The sequence below is a fragment of the Citrobacter sp. Cf132 genome (assembly GCF_030333885.1).
Classification (GTDB): domain Bacteria; phylum Pseudomonadota; class Gammaproteobacteria; order Enterobacterales; family Enterobacteriaceae; genus Citrobacter; species Citrobacter freundii.
The window spans coordinates 444,768-467,809 of record NZ_JAOWFA010000057.1 but is presented as its reverse complement, the minus strand read 5'-3'; the positions used below and the strand labels follow the sequence as shown (position 1 = coordinate 467,809).

Annotated in this window: 21 protein-coding genes; all 21 read right to left on the bottom strand. The window is 48.0% G+C overall.

Going from position 1 to position 23,042, the window contains the following annotated elements; translation table 11 throughout:
- Window positions 1-5 precede the first annotated feature (5 nt).
- The 21 genes from OGV85_RS15540 to wcaE all read right to left on the bottom strand — a co-directional run bounded on the left by OGV85_RS15540 (window position 6) and on the right by wcaE (window position 23,040).
- Complete coding sequence (locus OGV85_RS15540) at window positions 6-1,046, bottom strand: WaaS/CpsH family glycosyltransferase (protein WP_061547710.1); 1,041 nt, start codon at window positions 1,044-1,046, stop codon at window positions 6-8.
- The gene (locus tag OGV85_RS15535; protein ID WP_061547709.1) at window positions 1,043-1,948 is read right to left on the bottom strand and encodes a glycosyltransferase family 2 protein; all 906 of its coding nucleotides are present in this window, start codon (window positions 1,946-1,948) and stop codon (window positions 1,043-1,045) included. Before OGV85_RS15535 ends, OGV85_RS15540 begins: the two co-directional genes overlap by 4 nt.
- A 7-nt stretch (window positions 1,949-1,955) precedes the next feature.
- Window positions 1,956-3,164: a flippase gene (locus OGV85_RS15530; RefSeq protein WP_072291300.1), complete on the bottom strand. Its 1,209-nt coding sequence runs from the start codon at window positions 3,162-3,164 to the stop codon at window positions 1,956-1,958.
- A gap of 44 nt (window positions 3,165-3,208) precedes the next feature.
- Window positions 3,209-3,763, bottom strand: a complete 555-nt coding sequence (gene rfbC / locus OGV85_RS15525) for a dTDP-4-dehydrorhamnose 3,5-epimerase (RefSeq protein WP_061547707.1) — start codon at window positions 3,761-3,763, stop codon at window positions 3,209-3,211.
- A gap of 1 nt (window position 3,764) precedes the next feature.
- Window positions 3,765-4,643 carry a glucose-1-phosphate thymidylyltransferase RfbA gene (gene rfbA / locus OGV85_RS15520; protein ID WP_049002538.1) on the bottom strand — a complete coding sequence of 293 codons (879 nt, stop codon included), beginning with the start codon at window positions 4,641-4,643 and terminating at the stop codon, window positions 3,765-3,767.
- Window positions 4,644-4,694: 51 nt separating this feature from the next.
- On the bottom strand, window positions 4,695-5,594 hold the full coding sequence (gene rfbD, locus OGV85_RS15515; protein ID WP_061547706.1) for a dTDP-4-dehydrorhamnose reductase: 900 nt from the start codon (window positions 5,592-5,594) through the stop codon (window positions 4,695-4,697).
- Window positions 5,594-6,679 carry a dTDP-glucose 4,6-dehydratase gene (gene rfbB / locus OGV85_RS15510; RefSeq protein ID WP_049002536.1) on the bottom strand — a complete coding sequence of 362 codons (1,086 nt, stop codon included), beginning with the start codon at window positions 6,677-6,679 and terminating at the stop codon, window positions 5,594-5,596. Before rfbB ends, rfbD begins: the two co-directional genes overlap by 1 nt.
- A gap of 373 nt (window positions 6,680-7,052) precedes the next feature.
- Window positions 7,053-7,946, bottom strand: a complete 894-nt coding sequence (gene galF, locus OGV85_RS15505) for a GalU regulator GalF (RefSeq protein WP_049002535.1) — start codon at window positions 7,944-7,946, stop codon at window positions 7,053-7,055.
- A 165-nt stretch (window positions 7,947-8,111) separates the two neighbouring features.
- Complete coding sequence (gene wcaM / locus OGV85_RS15500) at window positions 8,112-9,506, bottom strand: colanic acid biosynthesis protein WcaM (RefSeq protein ID WP_061547705.1); 1,395 nt, start codon at window positions 9,504-9,506, stop codon at window positions 8,112-8,114.
- A gap of 11 nt (window positions 9,507-9,517) precedes the next feature.
- Window positions 9,518-10,738: a colanic acid biosynthesis glycosyltransferase WcaL gene (gene wcaL, locus OGV85_RS15495; RefSeq protein ID WP_061547704.1), complete on the bottom strand. Its 1,221-nt coding sequence runs from the start codon at window positions 10,736-10,738 to the stop codon at window positions 9,518-9,520.
- Complete coding sequence (gene wcaK, locus OGV85_RS15490) at window positions 10,735-12,015, bottom strand: colanic acid biosynthesis pyruvyl transferase WcaK (RefSeq protein WP_061547703.1); 1,281 nt, start codon at window positions 12,013-12,015, stop codon at window positions 10,735-10,737. The genes wcaL and wcaK overlap by 4 nt, the downstream gene beginning before the upstream one ends.
- Window positions 12,016-12,038: 23 nt before the next feature.
- On the bottom strand, window positions 12,039-13,517 hold the full coding sequence (wzxC, locus tag OGV85_RS15485; protein ID WP_181522767.1) for a colanic acid undecaprenyl disphosphate flippase WzxC: 1,479 nt from the start codon (window positions 13,515-13,517) through the stop codon (window positions 12,039-12,041).
- A gap of 1 nt (window position 13,518) precedes the next feature.
- Entirely contained in the window at window positions 13,519-14,913 is a 1,395-nt protein-coding gene (gene wcaJ / locus OGV85_RS15480) for an undecaprenyl-phosphate glucose phosphotransferase (protein WP_061547701.1), read from the bottom strand.
- Between the two features lie 54 nt (window positions 14,914-14,967).
- On the bottom strand, window positions 14,968-16,338 hold the full coding sequence (gene cpsG / locus OGV85_RS15475) for a colanic acid biosynthesis phosphomannomutase CpsG (protein ID WP_061547700.1): 1,371 nt from the start codon (window positions 16,336-16,338) through the stop codon (window positions 14,968-14,970).
- Between the two features lie 136 nt (window positions 16,339-16,474).
- Window positions 16,475-17,911, bottom strand: coding sequence for a mannose-1-phosphate guanyltransferase (gene cpsB, locus OGV85_RS15470; RefSeq protein WP_061547699.1), 1,437 nt, complete (start codon window positions 17,909-17,911; stop codon window positions 16,475-16,477).
- A 2-nt stretch (window positions 17,912-17,913) separates the two neighbouring features.
- Complete coding sequence (wcaI, locus tag OGV85_RS15465) at window positions 17,914-19,137, bottom strand: colanic acid biosynthesis fucosyltransferase WcaI (protein ID WP_003036742.1); 1,224 nt, start codon at window positions 19,135-19,137, stop codon at window positions 17,914-17,916.
- Window positions 19,134-19,613 carry a GDP-mannose mannosyl hydrolase gene (locus OGV85_RS15460; protein ID WP_016150604.1) on the bottom strand — a complete coding sequence of 160 codons (480 nt, stop codon included), beginning with the start codon at window positions 19,611-19,613 and terminating at the stop codon, window positions 19,134-19,136. The genes wcaI and OGV85_RS15460 overlap by 4 nt, the downstream gene beginning before the upstream one ends.
- Window positions 19,614-19,615: 2 nt before the next feature.
- On the bottom strand, window positions 19,616-20,581 hold the full coding sequence (gene fcl / locus OGV85_RS15455) for a GDP-L-fucose synthase (RefSeq protein WP_061547698.1): 966 nt from the start codon (window positions 20,579-20,581) through the stop codon (window positions 19,616-19,618).
- Window positions 20,582-20,583: 2 nt separating this feature from the next.
- Entirely contained in the window at window positions 20,584-21,705 is a 1,122-nt protein-coding gene (gmd, locus tag OGV85_RS15450; RefSeq protein WP_003036748.1) for a GDP-mannose 4,6-dehydratase, read from the bottom strand.
- 24 nt (window positions 21,706-21,729) lie between these two features.
- The gene (gene wcaF, locus OGV85_RS15445; RefSeq protein WP_003036750.1) at window positions 21,730-22,284 is read right to left on the bottom strand and encodes a colanic acid biosynthesis acetyltransferase WcaF; all 555 of its coding nucleotides are present in this window, start codon (window positions 22,282-22,284) and stop codon (window positions 21,730-21,732) included.
- Window positions 22,285-22,293: 9 nt separating this feature from the next.
- On the bottom strand, window positions 22,294-23,040 hold the full coding sequence (wcaE, locus tag OGV85_RS15440; RefSeq protein ID WP_048218101.1) for a colanic acid biosynthesis glycosyltransferase WcaE: 747 nt from the start codon (window positions 23,038-23,040) through the stop codon (window positions 22,294-22,296).
- Window positions 23,041-23,042: the final 2 nt, after the last annotated feature.

The window sequence follows — 23,042 nt, the reverse complement described above, 5'->3', positions numbered from 1 at the left end:
GTCATTTAATATCTTAACGTTGTGTCTTTATAATCATCACTGGAAACATGTTCAAAAAATGATTTAACATCATATTTATTCAGAGTAGAATCTTCGATATCTTCATATTTCATAAGCTTGAACCTTTCAATTTCATCAATAATTACCGACTCTTTTTTATGGTAATCTATAATATAAATATTAGCTGGATTAAAAAAATCATACATATAAATGGATGAATTATCTGTGATTAGCTTCTTCCCAAAAAAAAGAGATTCTAAAGTTCTTAAAGTTAAACCACTTTGCCCTGTCTGAGTTACTTCCAGCAAATACTCTGCCTTATCAATCATGTTAAGAGACGTTTTATAATCCATTAGCTCGGATATGAACTGTAATCCTTCTGTTGAAATACCAGAAGATATTTCATTCTTATTATCAAGCACATAAAAGTTGGGTTTTAAATCTAGCTTTTTCATTACCCCTGAAAGAAATTTAAGCTTATCTAATCTACCCTTATTATCACCAACAAAGAATACTGTTCCTTTCACAGGTTCTTTTCGATTTTTTATACTACAAACTAATGCGCGAGAATATAATTGAGGATAATAATAAAGATCATATTTTTTTGAATCATCATGATCAAATGTATAAATAGTAAACCCGGCTAACTTAAGAAGTTTTATTCTCAACATAAAATCAATTTTTTTAAGGAAGTTTGATTTAGGAGATGGATTCCATTGCCAATAGATAAGTTTGTCGATAGTATAATAAGAAAAATATATTTTCGACAAGCGAGATAAATCTTCTACTCCGACAGTTAATAACAACTCATAGTGTTGGTTTCTTTTTTTTATGAATCGTCTATTAAATGCTAGCATTAAGATAAAAAACCACGGAAACAATCTTTTTTTCAAAATTATCGATATAATTCTATTTATTATATTATTTTTTTCTGGTTTATTTTGTAATTCAACAACTTCAGTATCATCTGATTTTAAACAACCGAAGACTAAATTTGTTAAAAAATAACTATCATTGATAACGATTTTTTTTCCAGAAGCAATCATTTTTTATTTTTAACCCAATTCTTATTATAATCACCCGCTCTACTTAAAACACCATCGATGACGCCTTTACATATATAGCCTAAACGTTCAAATTTTCTATCACAAGTCATGTGAATCAAGCATTTTAGAGGCAAACTTAGTATAATTCTGAATTTGAAGCTTAGTGGAAAATGAGGCATTTTAACAGCAAAAATGCAGTTACGGAATACATAATACAGCCTAAAAGGTGAACATATGGAAGTATACTTCCCTCGCCAGATTTTCTTATCCGTCAGACCAACATTATGCTTCATAGTGACGTTAGAAGTCATTAAAACATGATATCCTGCATATTTTGCTCTGTAGCACCATTCAAAATCAACCAAATCTATAAATAATGAGCTATTGTTCATCCCAACTTCTACCAAAGCGTCAACAGGAATTAATGAACCCGAAGATATTAACACATCAACATCATAGATACCATTATAGGTTTTAACTGATTTACTAATCTCATAATTATCCTGAGTATGATTCCTCTCATTTATTATAGCAGGACCAATAGCTGCTACTTTTTTAAAGTGCTCAATAGCAACATTATATTCATCCATTAAATGGGAAATAAAGCCATCATTTATATTTGAATCTTGATCTAAGAGGATAAAAAAATCGGCTTTCTTTTTCAGACCCTCAATAAACCCTTTATTCTGCGCATATGCTATCCCTTTGTTCTCACGCAACGCAAAATACTCAACATTGTATTCGGTATCAGAAAACCTATCTTCATATAAATTAACGGCATCAGTATCTGGTGTATTGTCAACGATAATAACATTTGATGATAATAAAAGCCGTTTAATGTTTAAAAAAAGGACATCATAATTTGGATTATATGTCACAATAATTGTAAATATATTTCGCATTTAACTATTAACTTATTTGTTTATATCTATTGAAAAAATAGATCATTAAAATAGAAACTACAGCTTCAGTTAAAAATACAGATATAACCATACCAATAGTTGAATATTTAATAACTAATGGCACACTGTAAGCAGCATGAATGACAGCGGCAAAACAATATATCTTTGTCAGCACTCTTTCCTTTCCTATTACTATTAATCCCCACTGCCCATATATTACTGATAATGAAATTATAGGTAGTAGACACATCATTAATACAAATAAATGAGATGCTTCCAGATAGGAATTACCAAGATATAAAAGAGCCACCTTCTGGCCAAAAAACAAACTGACTATGGCCATAATAAAAGATGGAGCTAGAATTATTAGTCGATATTTCTTAATCTTACTGTCAGTACTACCCTGCTCTTTATTGACCTTAGGAAATACCACTTGTTGAATAGGGTTTAATAATGATTGTGCTGCCATTCTCATTTTATCCGCAGCGACATACTGACCAACAACTACCGGATTATAAAAATACCCCAATAAAATAGTATTGAAGGTTGTATAAAATGTTACAGCCATTTGTGATAAGAACAATGGCTTTCCATGCTTCAATTCTTCAATTGCGGAGCGAAAGCAGAAACCAGTATATTTTACCACTTTATTTTTTCTTAGCACATATAAAGATAACAATCCCGGAATTAAGTATTGGAAAGTCATAATAAATGCGGATATAAAAAGATCATTTTTATTTTTAACAAAGATAAAAATACATCCTGTCATGACAACTTTTGCCAACATTGTTATCCACATAATATCCTTCATTCTTTCCAGCCCTTGGTATAGAAAGAGTGGAAATATAATATTTCCCAGAACAGCGAGCAATGAGATAAAAATAATTGACACGACGAGTAACGAATTGAAGAAAAAATACAAAACTGGAGTTATTACAAAAATACCCACAAAAAAAATTATTATTTTAGCATTTAATGTATTCGTATAAATAACATCAACTTCTTTACTGCTTTTTGCTACAGCTATTTTCTTCGTCGAACTTAAATTGAAACCATAATCAGTAGCAATCAAAAAGTACTGTATAAGTGCCAGCGCCAGCATAAGACTACCATACCCAGAAGGACCTAAAACACGGACCAAATAAGGTAACATAAGCAGTGGAAAGATATAGTTTGTTGATTGCACAAATGTTAAATATAGTATATTTTTTATCATTCCAATAAAAATCTTCGTGTCGCATCAAAAATAAATTCTTATCATTAAAATATATCAAATAATGCAACATTTTTTAGATAAGGTTGATTACTATCTTTCGCGGATAAAATCCTCTGTTCTATATTTTGCCAAACAATACCAATATCTGGATCATCAAATTTTATTCCTCTATCATGCAAAGATGAGTAATAATTTGTGGTTTTATATAGAAAGTGCGCCACGTCAGTTAACACCTGAAATCCATGAGCAAATCCCTCAGGAATCCATAATTGACGATTATTAAATTCTGATAAATTCACACCTACCCACTTGCCAAATGTATCAGAATTTTTTCGTATATCTACAGCAACATCAAAAACTTCGCCTACAACGCAGCGAACTAATTTTCCTTGGGCAAAAGGTGGAAGTTGATAATGCAGTCCTCGAAGCACACCTTTCGCAGATTTAGAATGGTTGTCCTGCACAAATTCGATCTTACGTCCAACAGCCTCTTCAAATATCTTCTGGTTAAAGCTCTCCATAAAAAAACCACGTTCATCACCAAACACTTTAGGTTCGAAAATTAAAACTTCAGGAATTTCAGTTTTGATAACATTCATATTAATAACCTTTAATCATTTTAATCAAATACTGTCCATAAGCATTTTTTGATAATGGGATAGCTAGTTTTTTAACCTGCTCCGCGTCAATAAATCCTTTACGGTATGCTATCTCTTCTGGACAGGAAACTTTTAATCCCTGACGCTCTTCAATTGTGGCAATAAAGTTACTTGCTTCAATCAGACTCTGATGCGTACCTGTATCAAGCCACGCATAGCCACGTCCCATCATTGCAACAGATAACCTTCCCTGTTCCATATAAATTCGGTTAATGTCGGTAATTTCAAGCTCACCACGTGCAGAAGGTTTTAAGTTCTTTGCCATTTCAACAACATCGTTGTCATAGAAATACAACCCGGTTACTGCATAATTACTTTTAGGCTCGAGTGGTTTTTCTTCAAGGCTAACTGCTGTACCACTTTTATCGAACTCAACTACCCCGTAACGTTCAGGATCGTTGACATGATAGGCAAATACTGTTGCACCGCTTTCTTTATTTACGGCAGTATCCATTAATTTTGGTAAGTCATGTCCGTAAAAAATGTTGTCACCCAGAACAAGAGCACAATCATCATTACCGATAAACTCTTCACCTATAATAAATGCCTGGGCTAGGCCATCTGGGGTCGGTTGTACTTTATATTGTAAATTTAGTCCCCACTGGCTACCGTCACCCAATAACTGTTCAAATCGTGGGGTATCCTGAGGAGTACTAATAATCAAGATGTCACGAATCCCTGCCAACATTAGCGTAGAAAGCGGATAATAGATCATAGGTTTATCATAGATTGGCAGCAGTTGTTTGCTTACAGCCATAGTGACAGGATAAAGACGAGTACCTGAGCCACCAGCTAAAATAATCCCTTTACGCGTTTTCATTTCATCATCTCTTTATGTGCAAAATGCCCGTCAAGGGGCATTAAAATAAATTCAGATCGCCGTTGTCGTGAACAACTCAGCCAACATACGTTTTACACCAGCATCCCACTGCGGTAATACCAGCTCAAAGTTATTCTGGAATTTATCGGTGTTCAGGCGAGAATTTGTTGGGCGGTGTGCGGGAGTAGGATACGCACTGGTCGGCACCGCATTTAACTGGGTCAATGCCAGTTCAATTCCTGCCTTACGGGCTTCATCGAACACCAGTGCTGCATAGTCATGCCAGGTCGTGGTTCCACCCGCAACCAGATGGTAGAGTCCAGCCATATCGGGTTTGTTCATCGCAACACGGATAGCATGCGCCGTACAGTCAGCAAGAAGTTCAGCCCCGGTTGGCGCACCGAACTGGTCGTTAATCACCGAAAGCTCTGTGCGCTCTTTTGCCAGTTTCAGCATCGTTTTCGCAAAATTATTGCCTTTACCTGCATACACCCAGCTGGTTCTGAAAATCAAATGGTTGGCGCAGTGCGTCTGAAGCGCCTTTTCTCCCGCCAGTTTGGTTTCACCGTAGACATTCAGCGGCCCTGTAGCGTCCGTTTCGCGCCATGGTGTTTCACCGGTGCCAGGAAAAACATAGTCCGTGGAGTAATGCACTACCCACGCCCCGATTTCTGCAGCAGCTTTGGCAATTGCCTCCACACTGGTCGTATTAAGCAACCGGGCAAATTCAACTTCGGACTCAGCCTTATCTACTGCCGTATGGGCAGCCGCGTTGACGATAACGTCAGGCCGGATACGACGAACGGTGTCTGCCACGCCTTGTGGATTACTAAAATCACCACAATAGTCAGTCGAATGTACATCTAATGCGATCAAGTTCCCCAACGGGGTTAGCGCACGTTGCAATTCCCAACCCACCTGGCCCGTTTTACCAAACAGCAGAATATTCATTACTGACGTTCTCCATAATTCTGTTCGATCCACGTCTTGTAGGCGCCGCTTTTCACATTCTCAACCCACTGCGTATTCGACAGATACCACTCAACAGTCTTACGGATCCCACTCTCAAAGGTTTCCTGCGGCTTCCAGCCCAGTTCATCGCTGATTTTTGCCGCATCAATCGCATAGCGGCGATCGTGCCCTGGCCTATCCGCCACATATGTAATTTGCTCGCGGTAAGAACCTTCTTTAGGCACAATCTCATCCAACAAATCGCAGATAGTATGGACAACGTCCAGGTTTTTCTTCTCGTTATGACCACCGATATTGTAAGTCTCACCCACCTCGCCTTGAGTCACCACGGTGTACAACGCTCGGGCATGATCTTCAACATAAAGCCAGTCGCGAATCTGGTCGCCTTTGCCATAAATTGGCAATGCTTTACCTTCCAGCGCATTAAGAATCACCAGCGGAATCAGCTTTTCAGGGAAATGATACGGCCCGTAGTTATTGGAACAGTTGGTGACAATCGTTGGGAAACCATAGGTACGTAACCATGCGCGAACCAGGTGATCGCTGGATGCCTTAGAAGCAGAATACGGGCTACTCGGCGCATAAGCCGTCTTTTCGGTGAACAGAGGCAACACACTACCAGCAGCCACTTCATCTGGATGTGGCAGGTCGCCGTATACTTCATCTGTGGAGATATGATGGAAACGAAATGCCTGTTTTTTATCTGCCTCCAGCCCGTTCCAGTAGCCACGAGCAGCTTCCAGCAGTACATAGGTACCGACGATATTCGTTTCGATAAAAGCCGCAGGCCCTGTAATAGAGCGATCAACATGACTCTCAGCTGCCAGATGCATCACCGCATCCGGTCGATGAGTGGCAAAAATACGCTCCATTGCCGCTTTATCACAGATATCCGCGTGTTCAAAATAATAGCGATTATTTTCGCTGACTTCGGCAAGCGACTCCAGGTTACCGGCGTAGGTAAGTTTATCGACATTAACAACGGTATCCTGAGTATTTTTTATTATATGACGAACTACTGCGGATCCAATGAAACCCGCCCCACCAGTAACTAGTATTTTCACGTTTTAATTCCGAATATCGTTTATACGAATACTATTTAATATGCTGGCACATAATGCACGCATCTGGGCATTATGCACGCTACCGCCCCTGGCCTTGCAGCTACCAGAGCACTACCTAAATTCCAAAGATGTAACCAGCCCCGCCAGCTTTCGCAAAGCTCTGTTAAATTCTAACGCTAATTGTCTTACCAAATGCTACCAGAAACAAGAAAAAATCTGACAAAGCCATGATTAAACTTGGTAGGTTAACTTGTTGTTATTGGTCATTTTTCATAAAAAAGCGACAGTAACATTCCATTGCTTAAAGCATAGAAGCTGGGATGTTAGCTGCCGCTATTTTTTCTGGCTTACCGTCACAAAGACCTGTAAATATCTACTCGCTCAGTAGCTTCTCGATGCTCTTACGGAATTTCGGACCTTCTTTCAGGTTACGCAGCCCATACTTAACGAATGCCTGCATGTAGCCCATCTTTTTACCGCAGTCGTAGCTGTCACCCGTCATCAGCATGGCATCAACAGACTGTTTGTTAGCCAACTCTGCAATGGCATCAGTCAGCTGAATACGTCCCCAGGCACCTGGAGCAGTTTTTTCCAGCTCTGCCCAAATATCAGCAGAAAGCACATAGCGTCCTACGGCCATCAGATCGGAATCCAGCGTTTGCGGCTGATCCGGTTTTTCGATGAACTCAACGATACGGCTGACTTTACCTTCGTTGTCCAAAGCCTCTTTGGTTTGAATAACAGAGTATTCAGACAGATCGCCCTCCATACGCTTAGCCAGCACCTGGCTACGCCCGGTTTCATTAAAACGAGCAACCATAGCAGCGAGGTTATAGCGCAGCGGATCCGCACTTGCGGTATCCAGAATAACGTCAGGTAATACCACGACAAACGGGTTATCACCAATGATAGGACGAGCACAAAGAATGGAGTGACCCAGACCCAGTAACTGAGCCTGACGGACGTTCATGATAGTCACGCCCGGAGGACAGATAGACTGCACCTCGGCTAATAACTGGCGCTTAACACGCTGCTCAAGCAACGATTCGAGTTCGTAAGAGGTGTCGAAGTGGTTCTCAACCGCGTTCTTAGACGCATGAGTTACCAGAACGATTTCTTTGATACCTGCAGCTACAATTTCGTCGACAATGTATTGAATCATCGGCTTGTCAACGATCGGCAGCATCTCTTTAGGGATTGCCTTCGTGGCTGGCAACATGTGCATCCCCAGGCCCGCTACCGGGATAACTGCTTTCAAATTAATCATTAAGTCATTCACCTATTCATTAGTTGCTGAATTATAGCTTTTTAGCTTGTTTTAGCCAGTATGAATTACATTGTACAGTTGCCGCGTATGTTACGCCGCTTATCTGTAGAATGCAGTAATCTTAAGCTCAAGTATGTGCGACTTGAGCCAGGAATGGTCGCAAAGTTACCTCCCCTGCCCCGGTAGTCGAAAATTCACCGCTTCTACATTCACTACCTGATGGTTTATACGGTCAATGTCAACTGAACTTTGCCCGACTTCGTTTACTGCATGAACACTGGCCAGCGAGAGTAGCGTGTCCTGTTTAGCCATAAACTTACCGCGTACGTCCTGACGCAGATCGAAGTGCATCTTAAGTGCGGGCCCCGTGGCCGATTGCTGCATCACCCTGATGTTACGTAAAAAAAGGTGCTGCGGTTGGTTGTGCAACTCAAGCGTGGCTCGCTTCATCTCCACGTTGGTGATGGCCACGAATGACGTTGCATTACCAGAGGAGATCTGAATTCCGCGTAATTTGTATTCACGTTTGGTGTTATCGAGATGGATATTATTTAGCTTAAAGTTTTGTGGAATGGATAAATATCGACCTTTGATGACGCCATAACCAATGAGCATACCTGCGCTGTTCTCCATATTGATATTATCAATCACGAAGTTATCACATCCATAAATAGCAACCGTCGCATTATCAATGCCCGCTTTCTTACTGAAATCCGGGGTGATATTTCGCGCGGTTATATTACGAATAATAAAGTGTTTGCCGTTCTCAACATGAACTAACTGCCGACAGTCGGTACCGGTGATGTTCGCCACCACGAAGTTTTTTACCGCCAGTTCATCGGGATAGCTATTGTCATAGGTACTGCCCGCCAGCCCGATACCGATGCCCCAGTTCACATTGCCATTGGTACAGTTAATACGTTCAATGACATGGTCAGAAATGAGGATGTTGCTGTCGTTGATAGCCACATTCCACTCAATGGCATCTCCCTGTAGATCGCTAAAACGGCTGTTCGTGATCTTTACGCCGTCCATTCGGTTATGAAAACCCTGACGCAAAATCCCATAGTTAGCGCGTGTGACAGTAATATCATCGATAATCAGATTACGCATCAGCCTTGAAGTTTTACCGCCGATATAGATTTGCGTCACCGGACCGAAACCGCTCATGGCAATCCCTTTTATTACACAGTCCGAACCACGTACATCCAGGGTAACGTTCTTCAGGCTCCCGCCCTGCTCGCCCACAACGTTGCATCCATCCTGTAAAATAAAGCGCCCACGGCCATTGCCACTTATTCGCCCTTGTATGAAGAGCGTTTTGCCTGGCGGAATAACAATAGCAGTATTGAGATCCTTACATTCCAGGCCTTTTGGTACGACGACCATTTGCCCTTCTTTGAACGCCTGCCTGAAAGAGGCCACCCAATCCTGTGGGTTGTAATCCTGAATGTTGACGCTGCCCGATGATTCAAGCGCGCGAACAACGGGAGAATGCAGCACGACAAGCGCAGAGCCCGCCGTCAGAAAAGTACGGCGTGAGAGTTTGTTCTCTGACATACAACCTCGATTTACATCGTTTGCAGCAGACTGGCTAACTGTTTATTGATAGCTAACTGATTAAATTCATTTTCAATTTTTTCGCGCGCACACTGCACAATCGACTGTACCTGCTCACTGTCGAGCAGGCTAAATGCCGCTAAACGCTCTGCCAGTGCCTGCGCGTCGTTTTCCGGTGCCAGCCAGCCTGATTTACCCGACTCGACCAGCTCCGGGATCCCGCTGTGAACGGTGGAAATCACCGGAATACCCACCGCCATCGCCTCCATCAATGCCACCGGGATCCCTTCCATATCGCCGTCTCTTCCGGTGATCGAAGGCAGCAAAAATACATCCGCCTGTTCAAGCATCTCCTTTACCTGATGACTGGGCTTAAAGCCGGGCATCTCAATCACATCATCGAGTTGATATTGCTCGATCAGCGTACGTAAACGACGCTCCCACGGGCCAATCCCCAGAATGCGATAGCGAAATGAGATGCCCTGCTCTTTCAACTGACGACAGGCTTCGATGGCGACGTGCAGTCCTTTTTTCTCGGTTAAGCGGGCGACAGAGATAATCTCCAGCGGTGCGGCGGGTGATTTCAACTGGCGTGGCGTAAAACGGGTCATATCGATACCCATACGCGAAACCGCGATTTTCTGCGGCGGGCACCCCATACTTTTCAAACGTCCGGCCCAGAGATTGCTGATGGGCAACATTAAATCACCGCGTTGAAACAGCTGCTGATACTCAGGGGTATAGCGGGCCAAAACGCCCCGGTGCGAAACATCAACCCCATGAAATACCGTGGCGATTTTTCCGCGGATCATCCCAAGCTCACGCAGCTTGGCGGCAGTTACGCCTGCGGGCCCAAAATGAGCAATAAAGACATCCGCCTCAAACGCTCGCGGATTCCCGCCGCAAATAGCTGCCAAAATCAGATTGCGCGCCTCCTCACCATAGCGTGCAACATTAAGCGCTTTCCAGGTCGCTGCGCGGGTAATACCGTGCAGAGCCGCCGCTGCCCTATATTTCAGTTTCGCCAGTTTGCTTTCCGGTTCATTCAGCAACCAGCGCGTTTTTTCACCCAGACGGTAGGTATTAAAGGAGGCATGAGTATTTTCAAGATCGCCCTTCTGCAAAGCGACAATCTCCACGTCGTAGCCCATATCGATAAATGCGGTTATCTGATTGAGTACAAATGTCTCGGAGGAGAGCGGAAATTTAAGCAGGAAAAAACCAATCTTCATTTTTCCCCCTCAATACGCGTTAAAACCGACTGCACCATGCGTACCCCACGTTCGCGTTCGCGCATAACCGCGTCGCCGAGACGTATGCGCAGCTCAGGTAACTGTCCGAGAGTATCGGCAACCTTCCCTTCGAGACTGCCATCGAGAAGATGACGAATATCAACAGCCATCTCCGGTAACCCCAGTTGTTGCATGATCCCGGCGGATTTGTGCTCGTAGTTAATGGCGATGGCAGGCGTCATAAAATTCATCGAGATGATGGCAGAATGCAAGCGAGTCCCCACCGTCAGATCGCATGCGCCCAGAATCTTCCCCATCTCCAGATCGTTAAGTTCATCCATCACTACGTGATATCGGGCCGGATCGTTAACATACTGGCGCAGGTTTAACGCCACCATGCGGTCATCTTTGTTGTAACTATCAATACCGGTGCAAGTTGACAGCGCTATCACCTGGTAACCTTCGTCGAGGATGCTGTTCACCACCCCAGAAAAGGCTTGCTCATAGGCCTGCTGCGTTGTCCCCAGACGCTTATCAAAAGGAGCCAGCTCACGCAATGTAATGGCAACGGTTTTCTGTTTAGCCGCCATGTCTAACCAGTGCTGTACCGCATAACCTGGCTCAAAATCCTCATGATGGTTGTCAACCAGCCAGGCCGTATCCACGCCTGTTTCGACTTTATCCGTGGTAATTGCGCTGCGCTTCATCAGATCCAGACTGACGGATTCACGTAAAATCAGCGCATTACAGTGACCAAACACGTAGTTCGCCAGTTGATTAAACTGCTCATCCTGGAATGGCCCCACGCTGTGACCAATCATGTACAGCGGTTTTTTCGCCATAAACGAACACAGGGCATGTTCAAACTGCGGCACGCCATACAGATCGACAAAGAACGATCCGCCGACCTGGATGATGGCGTCATAGCGCGACAGCAGACGGACAAAATTGGTAAAGCCCTGGGCGATAGCGATATTGCGCAGATTACCGGAATCGGTAACACGCGAGAGCAGTACCTGATGCTGATAGCGACGACGCAGCACTTTCTTCACGCGCCCCATAACACCCGCTGCGTTGTTGTGTTGCTTCATCTGCAAATACAGCGGGTCGCCCATCACAGGGCGGTTTAGCAACCACGAAGAGCTCACCGGGTAACGACTCATCACATCCACTTCGGTCTCGGGACGCAACGCGTTAATGGCATCCAGCAAACCGCGCAGGATCGCGCTATCCCCTCGGTTCCCGCAGGTATGGTTGCCTAAAATTAGTAATTTCATTATGACCTCTTAAAACGTTGTTCTTATCCCGCACGGAGCAAGGTTTTCATTTTTTCACTGCGACAGAGTTGGCGTTTTATTTCCACCACCAGCGGATGGCGCGACAGCACGATCATTAGCGCAAACACCAGTGCTCCTGCCGCTATCTGGATCCCCAGCAGCGCGCTTAATGGCACTTGGTTGCGAAGGGTTAAGCCAAACGCATAGCTCACCACAAGGGTTGGTAAGGAGAGATACAACGGCAGCCACAGGCTGAGCATGTACTGACGGTAGCTGGAGCCAAGAACAGGTTTGATCATCACGAAGTAGCTGAGGATCGTGTTAATCACCTGGACCAACAGAAAGCCCAGCGTCACGCCAATCGCCCCCGCCAGATGACCGCCAATGAAAATGGCAGGAATAAACAGAAAGGTTTTGAACACATTGAATTTGAAGCTGATATCGACCCGGGCTTTCGCCATCAAGAGCGATCCTATTGGATTCCCCACCGAGCGCAGCAGACCCACAATGCACAATAGTTGCAGGACCGGAATAATGCCGTTCCACTTCTCGCCAAACACCAGCGGCACCACGTTGTCCGACACCACCATAAGTCCCAGTAGCGCCGGGAAGTTGATAATCCCAACCACTGACAGCAGCTTGTAAAAATTCACCCGTAGTTTTTCGCTGTCGTCCTGGATTTTGGCAAACGCCGGAAACAGCACGCGGGTGATAATCGGGTTCAGTTTTATCGGCGGGACAATCGCCACGTTCCAGGCGAGATTGAATCCGCCCGCCACGCCAGCTCCCAACGTGCGGGCTAAAACCAGCGTGGAAAGGTTGGTATTGATGTAATTGATGATGCTGTCTGCCGTCAGCCATGCGCCAAAACGCAGGTTCGACGAAACGGATGCCAGCGAAAAATGTAGCCCCGGACGGTAAATCCGGCGGCCAAAATAGCCGAACAGCAGCGTACGTAGCGTACTATTCACCAGATACCCAAGAATGGCCGTCAGCGCGAGCGGCCAGAAATGGGCACTGACCACGGTAAAGGTAAATCCAGCCAGCACCGAACTGGTTTCAATCATGCCAATTTTGTTGAAGGCCAGCTCTTTTTGCATCAGCGCGCGAAACTGCTGCCCGTGCGGTATCACCACAAACGCCAGTGATAAGGTTTTGATGAGCGGTGCCAGTTCTGGGTTATTGAGCACATGGGCAATCGTCTCGCTCAGCAAAAACATCGCCACGCATACCATGATACCCAGCCCAACATTTAGCCAGTACAGCGTCGTCAGCTCCAGATAACCAATCTCTTTGCGTTGAATAATTGAGTTGGCGATACCGAAATCCGACAGCGTATCGGCCAGCGCTATGATCACCAGCGACACGGTTAACAACCCGAACTGGTGGTTATCAATAATTCGCGCCAGGACGGTCATCTGAATAAGTCCGAGCCCAATAATGATCACCGTCGCAATCGCCGACCACTTTGCGCCATTAAGCGTTTTTTCTCGTAAACTCATGTTAATACGCCGCTTTGTTAACAAAGCCTTTGAATATCGTCAGAAAAACAATTTTGATATCGAACCACACGCTCCACTCGCGAATGTATTCGAGGTCAAACTCCACACGTTTCTCCATTTTTTCCAGCGTATCGGTTTCACCGCGCCAGCCGTTGATTTGCGCCCAGCCGGTAATACCCGGTTTCACCTTATGGCGTAACATGTATCCCTCAATCAGTTGGCGGTACTGTTCGTTATGCGCCACCGCATGCGGACGTGGTCCGACGATAGACATCCCCCCGGTGAGCACGTTAATAAACTGCGGCAGCTCATCGAGCGACGTCCGGCGCAGGAAATTTCCCACAGGGGTAACGCGCGGATCGTTTTGCGTCGCCTGCGTCACCACCGCGTCGTTCTCCATCACTTTCATTGAGCGAAACTTCCAGACTTTGATCGGTTTGCCGTCCATGCCATAGCGAGTCTGGCGGAAAATCACCGGTCCTTTGGAGGTCAGTTTTACCAGTAGCGCTATGCCACACAGCACCGGGGAAATAAGTAGCAGGATCATTGAAGCCAGCACGATATCTTCCGCGCGTTTTAACAGACGATTAATCCCCGAGAGTGGCGTGTCATACAGCGGCACCACCGGAATGCCGTTCATCTCTTCAATCCGGGAATGCAGAATGTTGAAGGTAAAGACATCAGGAATTAGGATCACTGAACAGGTGGTATCGGCCAGCTCGCGCACCAATTTTTTGACGCTGGCACCATCGCTCATCGACATGGCGATATAAACGTTATGAATGCGTGAGGCTTTAGCGTCATCAACCAGTTGTTGCAGATTACCGGCCCAGTCGCGGGAGTTTTTTCCAGGGATAGGGTCGTGATAGATACCTGCTACTTCAAACCCCAGCCACGGTTCATGGCGAAAACTGTCCAGTAGCATTTGTCCAGCTGGCAGGTCCCCTGCCACCGCCACCCGACGAGTGTTGTACCCGCAATTGCGCAGCCATCCCGCGCCGTAGCGAATAAACGAACGACTCAACACCAGGCCAACGCTGGATAGCAGATACCACGCCAGCCAGACGGCGAGACGGTTATCAAAATCGTTATTAAAGGCGATCAGACCTGCGCAAAAAATCAGGCTCAGCGTCCAGTTTTGCAGCAACAGCACCAGCTCAGTGGATATTTTGACGCCGCGCCAGGAGCGGTAAAAATCCGTTATGCCACCGAGCATCTGAAAAACGACCAGCGTGATCAGCGCCACCAGCAGGTGCATGTACAGGAAAGGCAAACCGCTTAATTCGCAGATTACCCACAACCCGCCAAACATGATGGTGATATCTGAAAAGCGTTGCACCATCGAAATTAACGACGCATTGGTTTTGGTGCGCTCGCGCTTCTTTAGATGTGTCATCGTGGTTCCTGTTAGTCACCCTTTGCCCAGAATCGGGCAAAGGAAGCACCAGCATTACTTATTCAGTAACGCCAGAAGAGTGCGCGTTCGCGCTTCCATCAACGGAATATCTCCGCGCGATTCCACGTTCAGGCGCACCACCGGTTCGGTATTGGAAGAGCGTAAATTGAAGCGCCAGTCGACAAACGACATGCTGATACCGTCCGTTCTGTCTACCGTCAGCGCCTCACGGGAAAAATGCTGCTCCACGCGCGCAATCGCTGCCGCTGGCTCTGCCAGCGTGCTGTTTATTTCACCACTCGCCGGGTAGGCCACCATCCGGTCGCGGACCAGTTCGCCCAGCGACTGTCCTTTCAGACAAAGCAATTCAGCCACCAGCAGCCACGGGATCATTCCGCTGTCACAGTAGGCAAAGTCACGGAAATAGTGATGCGCACTCATCTCACCGCCGTAGACGGCATCTTCGTGGCGCATCCGCTCTTTGATAAACGCGTGTCCGGTTTTTGACATCACCGGTTTACCGCCTGCCGCCGTCACCACGTCCACTGTGTTCCAGGACAGACGCGGGTCGTGGATAATCTTCGCCCCCGGATTCTTCTCCAGAAACGCCTCCGCCAGCAGGCCGACAATGTAGTAGCCCTCAATGAACTGACCTTTTTCATCGAACAGGAAGCAGCGGTCAAAATCACCGTCGAAGGCAATCCCCATATCGGCGCCGTGTTCAATCACCACGTTGCGCGTGTCAGCCCGGCATTCCGGCAGCAGAGGATTGGGAATACCGTTGGGGAAGTTGCCATCCGGCGTATTGTGGATTTTGATGAACTCGACCGGCACGCCCAATGTTTTAAAACGGGCTTCAATGGCGTCAACCACCGGACCTGCCGCGCCGTTGCCGGAATTGAGCACCAGCTTCATCGGTTTCAGATTGGCGGGATTGATGTAACCCAGCAGGTGGTCAATGTAGGCATCACGGATAGTAATACGCTGGTAGCGGCCACGTTTTGTCTCATCAACCGCCGGGAAGTCGTTGGCTTCCGCCAGACGCTGTACGTCGCGCAGACCGGTATCACCGCTGATGGGCCGCGCCCCTTCCCGCACCAGCTTCATGCCGTTGTAATCCATAGGATTATGGCTGGCTGTCACTTCAATACCGCCGTCAATACCCAGGTGGAAGGTGGCGAAATAAATCTCTTCGGTACCCGACATGCCAATATCCAGCACATCCACCCCCGCATCCTGTAGTCCTTTCGCCAGCGCCAGCTTCAGCGTCTCGCTGGTCAGGCGCACATCACCGCCGAGGACAATCATTTTTGGCTTCAGGAACTCACCGTAAGCGCGACCAATACGCCACGCGATATCTTCATTCAGCTCTTCGCCCAGCCTGCCGCGAATATCGTAGGCTTTGAAACAGGTTAATTTCGTCATGATTTACCCTTCTTCAGGCAACAGGAGGCCCTGACTCTTAATGAGCCTTTTTAATGAGTGTTAAATGCATTGCCCGGTGCGCTTCGCTTACCGCACCTACGTTGTTGTAGGCCGCATAAGCGCGGCGCATCCTGCATCAGGCGCGCCCGTATCTGTCCGCAAACCGCACCACATCATCCTCATCGAGGTAAGATCCGGAGCGCACTTCAATCAGATCGAGCGGGATTTTCCCGGGATTCTCCAGACAATGGGTCGCCCCAAGCGGAATATAGACAGACTCGTTTTCAGCGAGCAGTTTGATGTCATCATTGATCGTCACTTTCGCGGTACCGGCCACCACCACCCAGTGTTCAGCCCGGTGATGATGCATCTGCACGGACAATCCCTCACCTGGTTTAACGGTAATTCGCTTCACCTGGTAACGGTCTCCGGCATCAATGGAGTCGTACTTGCCCCACGGACGGTAAACTTCACGGTGAATATGGTGTTCATGTCGTCCGTCAGCTTTAATTTGCTCCACCACTTTTTTGACGTCCTGCACCGCGTTGCGATCGGCGATCAGCACCGCATCTTTGGTCTGCACCACCACCAGATCCTTCACCCCGACGGTCGTCACCAGGCCAGATTCGGCATACACGTAGCTGTTCTCCGTTTTGTGGCTAATGACGTCGCCATGATGCACATTGCCTTCGGCGGTATGGGCGCTGATTTCCCACAGCGATGACCAGGAGCCAACGTCGCTCCAGCCTGCGTTCATGGGCATTACCACCGCATCCGCCGTACGTTCCATTACCGCATAGTCCACAGACTCTTCCGGACAGGCGAGAAACGCCTGTTCATCAACGCGGATAAAATCGAGATCGGGGTCAACCGTACTCATGGAATTCTCACAGGCCTGAAGAATGTCGGGGCGATATTTTTTCAGTTCTTCCAGATAACGTCCGGCGCGGAACAAGAACATGCCGCTGTTCCAGTAGTAATCGCCGTTCGCCACATAAGCCTGCGCGGTTTCCAGATTGGGCTTTTCAACAAACTGCGCCACTTCGAACGCCACGGCGTCGGTATTCGTTGGCGAAACCTCGCCACGGCGGATATAGCCATAGCCCGTTTCCGGCTGGTCCGGCACGATACCAAACGTCACCAGCTTACCCGCCCTGGCATAGGGCATTGCATTGCGAACCGCCTCGCGAAAAGCCTCTTCGTCGGCAATCATGTGATCGGCCGCCAATACCAGCAGCAGCGGATCGTCCCCCGGACACTGACGTTTTGCCGCCAGTGCGGCCAGCGCTATCGCCGGTGCCGTGTTACGACCGGCGGGTTCGAGAATAATGTTCTCAGTCAGCTTGTGCAGTTGCCGTAGCTGTTCCGCGACGATGAAACGGTGTTGTTCATTACAGATAACCACCGGGCTTTCACACTCCACACCGTTCAGACGACAGATCGTTGTCTGCAGCATGGTGAGATCACCTTTCAGGCACAGGAACTGCTTTGGATACAATACGCGGGACAGAGGCCATAAACGGCTACCCGAGCCACCGGCCATCACTACCGGAAAGAGTTTGCTTTGACTCATCATTAACCCCGAATATCAGCAATAAATTGGCTAAGCACGTTATCTTTATCCAGCGTGCGTTCGGCATAGTCACGTGCCACCGTATTGACTTTTGGCATCCTCAACGCTTGTTGGATACCGCAAACCAGCGCGTTTACCGATTCCGGCTCCACGCATACTGCGATGCCTGGAACAATGTTACAGAGCTGCCCCAGCTCGGTTTCCGGCTCGGCGGTAATCACCGCGTTACCACCAACGGCGAGGATATTGGTCAGTTTGGAAGGCAGTACGGCATCCGCCGCACCGCGCTTTTGTACCACCAGATGACAGTCCGCCATCTTGAGCAGCGCAGGCAGCGCGTCATAAGATTGCAGCGGAAAGAACATCACATTGTTCAGGCCGCGTTCGCTGGCCATACTCTCCAGCCGCGCTTTACCCCCGCCCTGCCCGACAATCACAAACAGCCAGGGCCGCTCGCTCAACAGGGCCGCTGCGTCGATCACACTCTCCAGCCCTTGCTTTTCACCGATATTGCCCGAGTAGAGAATGATTTTTTTTTCATCAGGCAAGCCCAGCTGCTGGCGCAACGCCAGAGCATCAGCGGCGTCCACATCGCGAAAACGCGCTACTTCTGACCAGTTCGGAAAGAAAATAACCTTCTGTGCATCAACGCCCTTTTCCTGTGCTTTGTTCATCATTGAGCGAGAAATGGTCGAAATATGATCCATATTCAACAGCCCACTGCGCTCAAAGGCGCTGGCCAGTTTTGCCACCATACCGCGCTTGCCTTTGCCCGCCATGCCAAGTCCCAACATGGCATCAACTTCGTAATCCTGAATATGCAGCAGCGTGCGCGCCCCGGACAGCTTCGCCAGCAGGCGCATTCCCGGCGTACAAAACAGCGTCGGCACTACCCCAATGATGCGATCCGGCTTCCAGCGGCGCTGCGCCAGCAGCGGAAAGAAACTGCTCAGGGCGAAACTGCCTAAATGCAGTAGACGCTTGAGCGTGGAGGGCTGCTCAGGCACATACAGCGGGCAACGCCAGACGATGGCATCGCCCTCTTCACGACGGTAGCGCCAGGATGAATAGCGACCGTTGACTTTCCACTGCGGATAATAAGGCGGCGCGGTGATCACCCGTACGTCATGCCCCTGTTGCGCCATCCACTCCACCATTTCACCGGTGTATTTACCGATACCGGTCAACTCCGGCGAATAGTTGATGCCATACACAAGGATCTTCATAGCCCGGGTGCTCCGGCCTGACTCTTCTCACAGAAGTAAGCCCGGCTGTTGTCGTGCACGTGGTCACTGGCCAGAATCTCTTCAATTGCCAGCCAGCGGTACGCGTCATGTTGAACGTCAGGCAGTTGCAGGTCGTTTTCCGACACCCGCAGACGAAATCCCAGCACGATGTAATGCGTTGAGAAATCTTCCCCGGAAAAGTTGTCGTCATAGAAGTGCTGCCAGACACCGTAAAACTGCGCAGCGGACAGCGGTAAACGTAACCCCAGCTCAGCTTCAGTAAGCCGCTCAAAGGCCGCGTGCAGCGGTTCATCTTTTTGCACCCGACCGCCGGGCACAAACCAGTACCCCTGCGCAGGACGATTGAGGCGCTTGCCAAGCAGAAATTCACCGTGGGCGTTTTCCACGATCAAATCGATGGAAATCAGCGGAGTTGAACGTACAACGGTGGCAAAATCCTCATGACGTAAAAACATGCTTACCCCCGGTAACGCTGCTGGTTTTCAAGGAACCACTGATATGTACTGGCAAGCCCCGCTTGCAGAGATATCTCGTGATACCAGCCCAACTGATGCAGACGCGTAACGTCGAGCAATTTGCGCGGTGTGCCGTCCGGTTTGCTGGCGTCAAACACCACGCGCCCCTTGTAGCCCACGACCTCCGCAATAGTCTGCGCCAGTTCACGGATGGTGCAGTCCACGCCGGTCCCCACGTTGATATGCGACAGCATCGGCTGGGTATATTCCTGCAACACTTCCTGAGCCAGCTCCATCACGTGGATACTGGCCGCCGCCATATCGTCGACATGAAGAAATTCACGCATTGGCGTCCCGCTGCCCCATACCACCACATCCGGCGCATTTTGCCCGCGAGCTTCATGAAAGCGGCGCAGCAGCGCCGGGATCACATGCGAATTACTCGGATGAAAGTTGTCATGCGGCCCATACAGATTGGTCGGCATCACCGAGCGATAATCACGGCCATACTGTCGGTTATACGATTCACACAGCTTGATCCCGGCAATTTTGGCAATCGCATACGGCTCATTGGTCGGTTCAAGTGTCCCCTGCAACAGTTCACTCTCGGCGATTGGCTGGGTAGCTTGCTTGGGATAAATACAGGATGACCCGAGAAACAACAGTTTATTCACGTTATGCAGATGTGCAGCATGAATAATGTTGCTCTCAATCATCATATTTTCATAAATAAAATCAGCAGGATAAGTATTGTTTGCCACAATCCCTCCTACTTTTGCCGCCGCCAGATAAACCTGGTCAATACGTTCAGCGGCAAAAAACGCCTGCACCGCACTGGCGTCCAGCAGATTAAGCTGGTCGCGGGTACGCAGCACCAGCTCCACATTATTTCGCTGCGACAATTGTCTGACGATGGCGGACCCCACCATCCCGCGATGGCCCGCCACAAAAATACGTTGTGCCTTCATCCTCAGTACTCCAGCGCGATGGCAACCTCGTAACCGTGCGACTTAAGCAGGGAATGTTTCTTCGCCGCATCAAGATCGTTAGCAACCATTTCCGAGATCATCTGGCGCAGCGTGATTTCCGGTTTCCAGCCCAGTTTTTCATGTGCTTTGGCCGGATCGCCCAGCAGCGTTTCCACCTCAGCCGGACGGAAGTAGCGCGGGTCAACGGCAATCATGACATCGCCTGGCTTCACGCCCGGCGCATCATGTCCGGTCACGGAAACCACGATGCCTTTTTCATTCACGCCCTCACCTTCAAAGCGCAATTTAATCCCCAGCTGAGCAGCCGCCATTTCTACAAACTGGCGCACGGAATACTGCACGCCGGTGGCAATCACGAAATCTTCCGGCTTATCCTGCTGCAGCATCATCCACTGCATCCTGACGTAATCTTTGGCATGCCCCCAGTCGCGCAGTGAATCCATGTTGCCCAGGTACAGGCAAGACTCCAGCCCCTGAGCGATGTTGGCGATCGCCCGGGTAATTTTGCGAGTGACAAAGGTTTCGCCACGGCGCGGAGACTCGTGGTTAAACAGAATGCCGTTACAGGCATACATCCCGTAAGACTCACGGTAGTTGACGGTTATCCAGTAGGCATACAGCTTAGCAACGGCATACGGTGAACGCGGATAGAACGGCGTGCTCTCTTTCTGCGGGATTTCCTGAACCAGACCGTACAGCTCAGAGGTGGACGCCTGATAAAAACGGGTCTTTTTCTCCAGACCAAGGAAGCGAATTGCCTCCAGCAAACGCAAGGTGCCGATCGCATCAACGTCTGCGGTGTATTCCGGTGAATCAAACGACACCGCAACGTGGCTCATGGCACCCAGGTTATAGACTTCATCCGGTTGGACTTCCTGTAAAATACGGGTCAGATTGGAGGAGTCCGTCAAATCGCCATAGTGCAGATGAAATTTGGGATTGCCTGAATGCGGATCCTGGTAGATGTGGTCCACACGTTCGGTGTTGAATGATGAAGCGCGACGCTTAATACCGTGTACTTCGTACCCTTTTTCCAGCAGGAGTTCTGCCAGGTAAGAACCATCCTGCCCGGTTACGCCAGTAATGAGAGCGACTTTTGACATGTTATAACCTCTTCAGTGATCCCCTCAGGGAGTAACTTTCTCGACGCGTTCGCGCGTGACTACTGCGGGATTTCCCCGACAAATGACATTTGCTGGCAGCGATTTAAATACGCTGCTTCGTGCTCCGACGACGGTGCCATCGCCAATCGTTACGCCAGGCGCGACAAAGACATCTGTCGCCAGCCAGCATTTATCGCCAACCACTATCGGTGTGGCGTTAATATCAAAATGTTGGCTGGCATAATCATGACTCCCAGTGCATAAATAACTTTTTTGCGAAATAACTGCGTGGGCCCCAATCGTAATATCACCTAACGTATATAAAACCGCGTCATCACCCACCCAGGCATAATCTCCCAGAGTTAGTTTCCACGGATAAGTAATTTTTACTGAAGGCCGAATAACTACGTTTTTTCCTATTTTTGCGCCAAACATCCGTAATAAAAATGCACGCCAGCGATACATGACCTGTGGAGACCAGCGAAATAATGTTGCTTGCACCGCCCACCATAATTGCACTTTAATAGCGCCGCCGCCGCGAAAACCTCCAGGCACTTTAAATCCGCTTAAGTCTTGCATACTGTGCCCTTACGTTTTTCCATATAAGGTTTTTGTTTTATCGGTTGTGCGCAGACGCAAATATCCTGACAATCCGGTCCAAAAACCTGGCATGTGTAATATCTGGCGCTGTACTTTTTTGGCATCCCGGCACAATTCCAGATTATTCGTCGTTGACACTCCGCCCATAGAAAATTCCGACACCAGCCCGCGCAGCTTTTTAAAAGCGTAACCGGACTTGTATAATTTGGCTGCCAACGCGTAATCTGACGATATTTTATATTGCAAATCATAATGCCAGACATTCAGTCCTGAGAGCGGAAAAAATATTGCCTGATGGCTGGCGGGCAGGCTGTGATAAATATACCAACCCGGTTTTGCCCGACGCTTAATTTTGTTGCCATTGCCGAAATCCAGCAACGCATCGCCAATGACCATAGTTTGGTCACTCTGCATTTTTAGCTGGCGGATAAAACAAGCCGCATTCGCATGCAGAATATCCCCGGAGTTGAGGAACAGTGCAAACCGCCCGCGCGCCATGGCGATGCCTTTGTTCATCGCATCATAGATGCCGTTATCCGGCTCGCTGACAAACCGTAACCGGTGTTCTCCACTGAGTCCTTCAAGAAACGCCGACGTACCATCCGAGGAGCCGCCATCAACAACAATCCACTCAAAACTGATATCACCCGCTTGCGCCAGATGTGCCAGCGACGCGTGAGTTTTGACGATCCCTTCCAGATTGCGAAAGGCGACGGTAATGATACTGAGCAGCATGT

Bases quoted from the DNA above. Each gene is read 5' to 3' on its own strand.
- OGV85_RS15540 (WP_061547710.1), bottom strand. From the start codon at position 1,046: ATGATTGCTTCTGGAAAAAAAATCGTTATCAATGATAGTTATTTTTTA.
- OGV85_RS15535 (WP_061547709.1), bottom strand. From the start codon at position 1,948: ATGCGAAATATATTTACAATTATTGTGACATATAATCCAAATTATGAT.
- OGV85_RS15530 (WP_072291300.1), bottom strand. From the start codon at position 3,164: ATGATAAAAAATATACTATATTTAACATTTGTGCAATCAACAAACTAT.
- rfbC (WP_061547707.1), bottom strand. From the start codon at position 3,763: ATGAATGTTATCAAAACTGAAATTCCTGAAGTTTTAATTTTCGAACCT.
- rfbA (WP_049002538.1), bottom strand. From the start codon at position 4,643: ATGAAAACGCGTAAAGGGATTATTTTAGCTGGTGGCTCAGGTACTCGT.
- rfbD (WP_061547706.1), bottom strand. From the start codon at position 5,594: ATGAATATTCTGCTGTTTGGTAAAACGGGCCAGGTGGGTTGGGAATTG.
- galF (WP_049002535.1), bottom strand. From the start codon at position 7,946: ATGATTAATTTGAAAGCAGTTATCCCGGTAGCGGGCCTGGGGATGCAC.
- wcaM (WP_061547705.1), bottom strand. From the start codon at position 9,506: ATGTCAGAGAACAAACTCTCACGCCGTACTTTTCTGACGGCGGGCTCT.
- wcaL (WP_061547704.1), bottom strand. From the start codon at position 10,738: ATGAAGATTGGTTTTTTCCTGCTTAAATTTCCGCTCTCCTCCGAGACA.
- wcaK (WP_061547703.1), bottom strand. From the start codon at position 12,015: ATGAAATTACTAATTTTAGGCAACCATACCTGCGGGAACCGAGGGGAT.
- wzxC (WP_181522767.1), bottom strand. From the start codon at position 13,517: ATGAGTTTACGAGAAAAAACGCTTAATGGCGCAAAGTGGTCGGCGATT.
- wcaJ (WP_061547701.1), bottom strand. From the start codon at position 14,913: ATGACACATCTAAAGAAGCGCGAGCGCACCAAAACCAATGCGTCGTTA.
- cpsG (WP_061547700.1), bottom strand. From the start codon at position 16,338: ATGACGAAATTAACCTGTTTCAAAGCCTACGATATTCGCGGCAGGCTG.
- cpsB (WP_061547699.1), bottom strand. From the start codon at position 17,911: ATGAGTCAAAGCAAACTCTTTCCGGTAGTGATGGCCGGTGGCTCGGGT.
- wcaI (WP_003036742.1), bottom strand. From the start codon at position 19,137: ATGAAGATCCTTGTGTATGGCATCAACTATTCGCCGGAGTTGACCGGT.
- OGV85_RS15460 (WP_016150604.1), bottom strand. From the start codon at position 19,613: ATGTTTTTACGTCATGAGGATTTTGCCACCGTTGTACGTTCAACTCCG.
- fcl (WP_061547698.1), bottom strand. From the start codon at position 20,581: ATGAAGGCACAACGTATTTTTGTGGCGGGCCATCGCGGGATGGTGGGG.
- gmd (WP_003036748.1), bottom strand. From the start codon at position 21,705: ATGTCAAAAGTCGCTCTCATTACTGGCGTAACCGGGCAGGATGGTTCT.
- wcaF (WP_003036750.1), bottom strand. From the start codon at position 22,284: ATGCAAGACTTAAGCGGATTTAAAGTGCCTGGAGGTTTTCGCGGCGGC.
- wcaE (WP_048218101.1), bottom strand. From the start codon at position 23,040: ATGCTGCTCAGTATCATTACCGTCGCCTTTCGCAATCTGGAAGGGATC.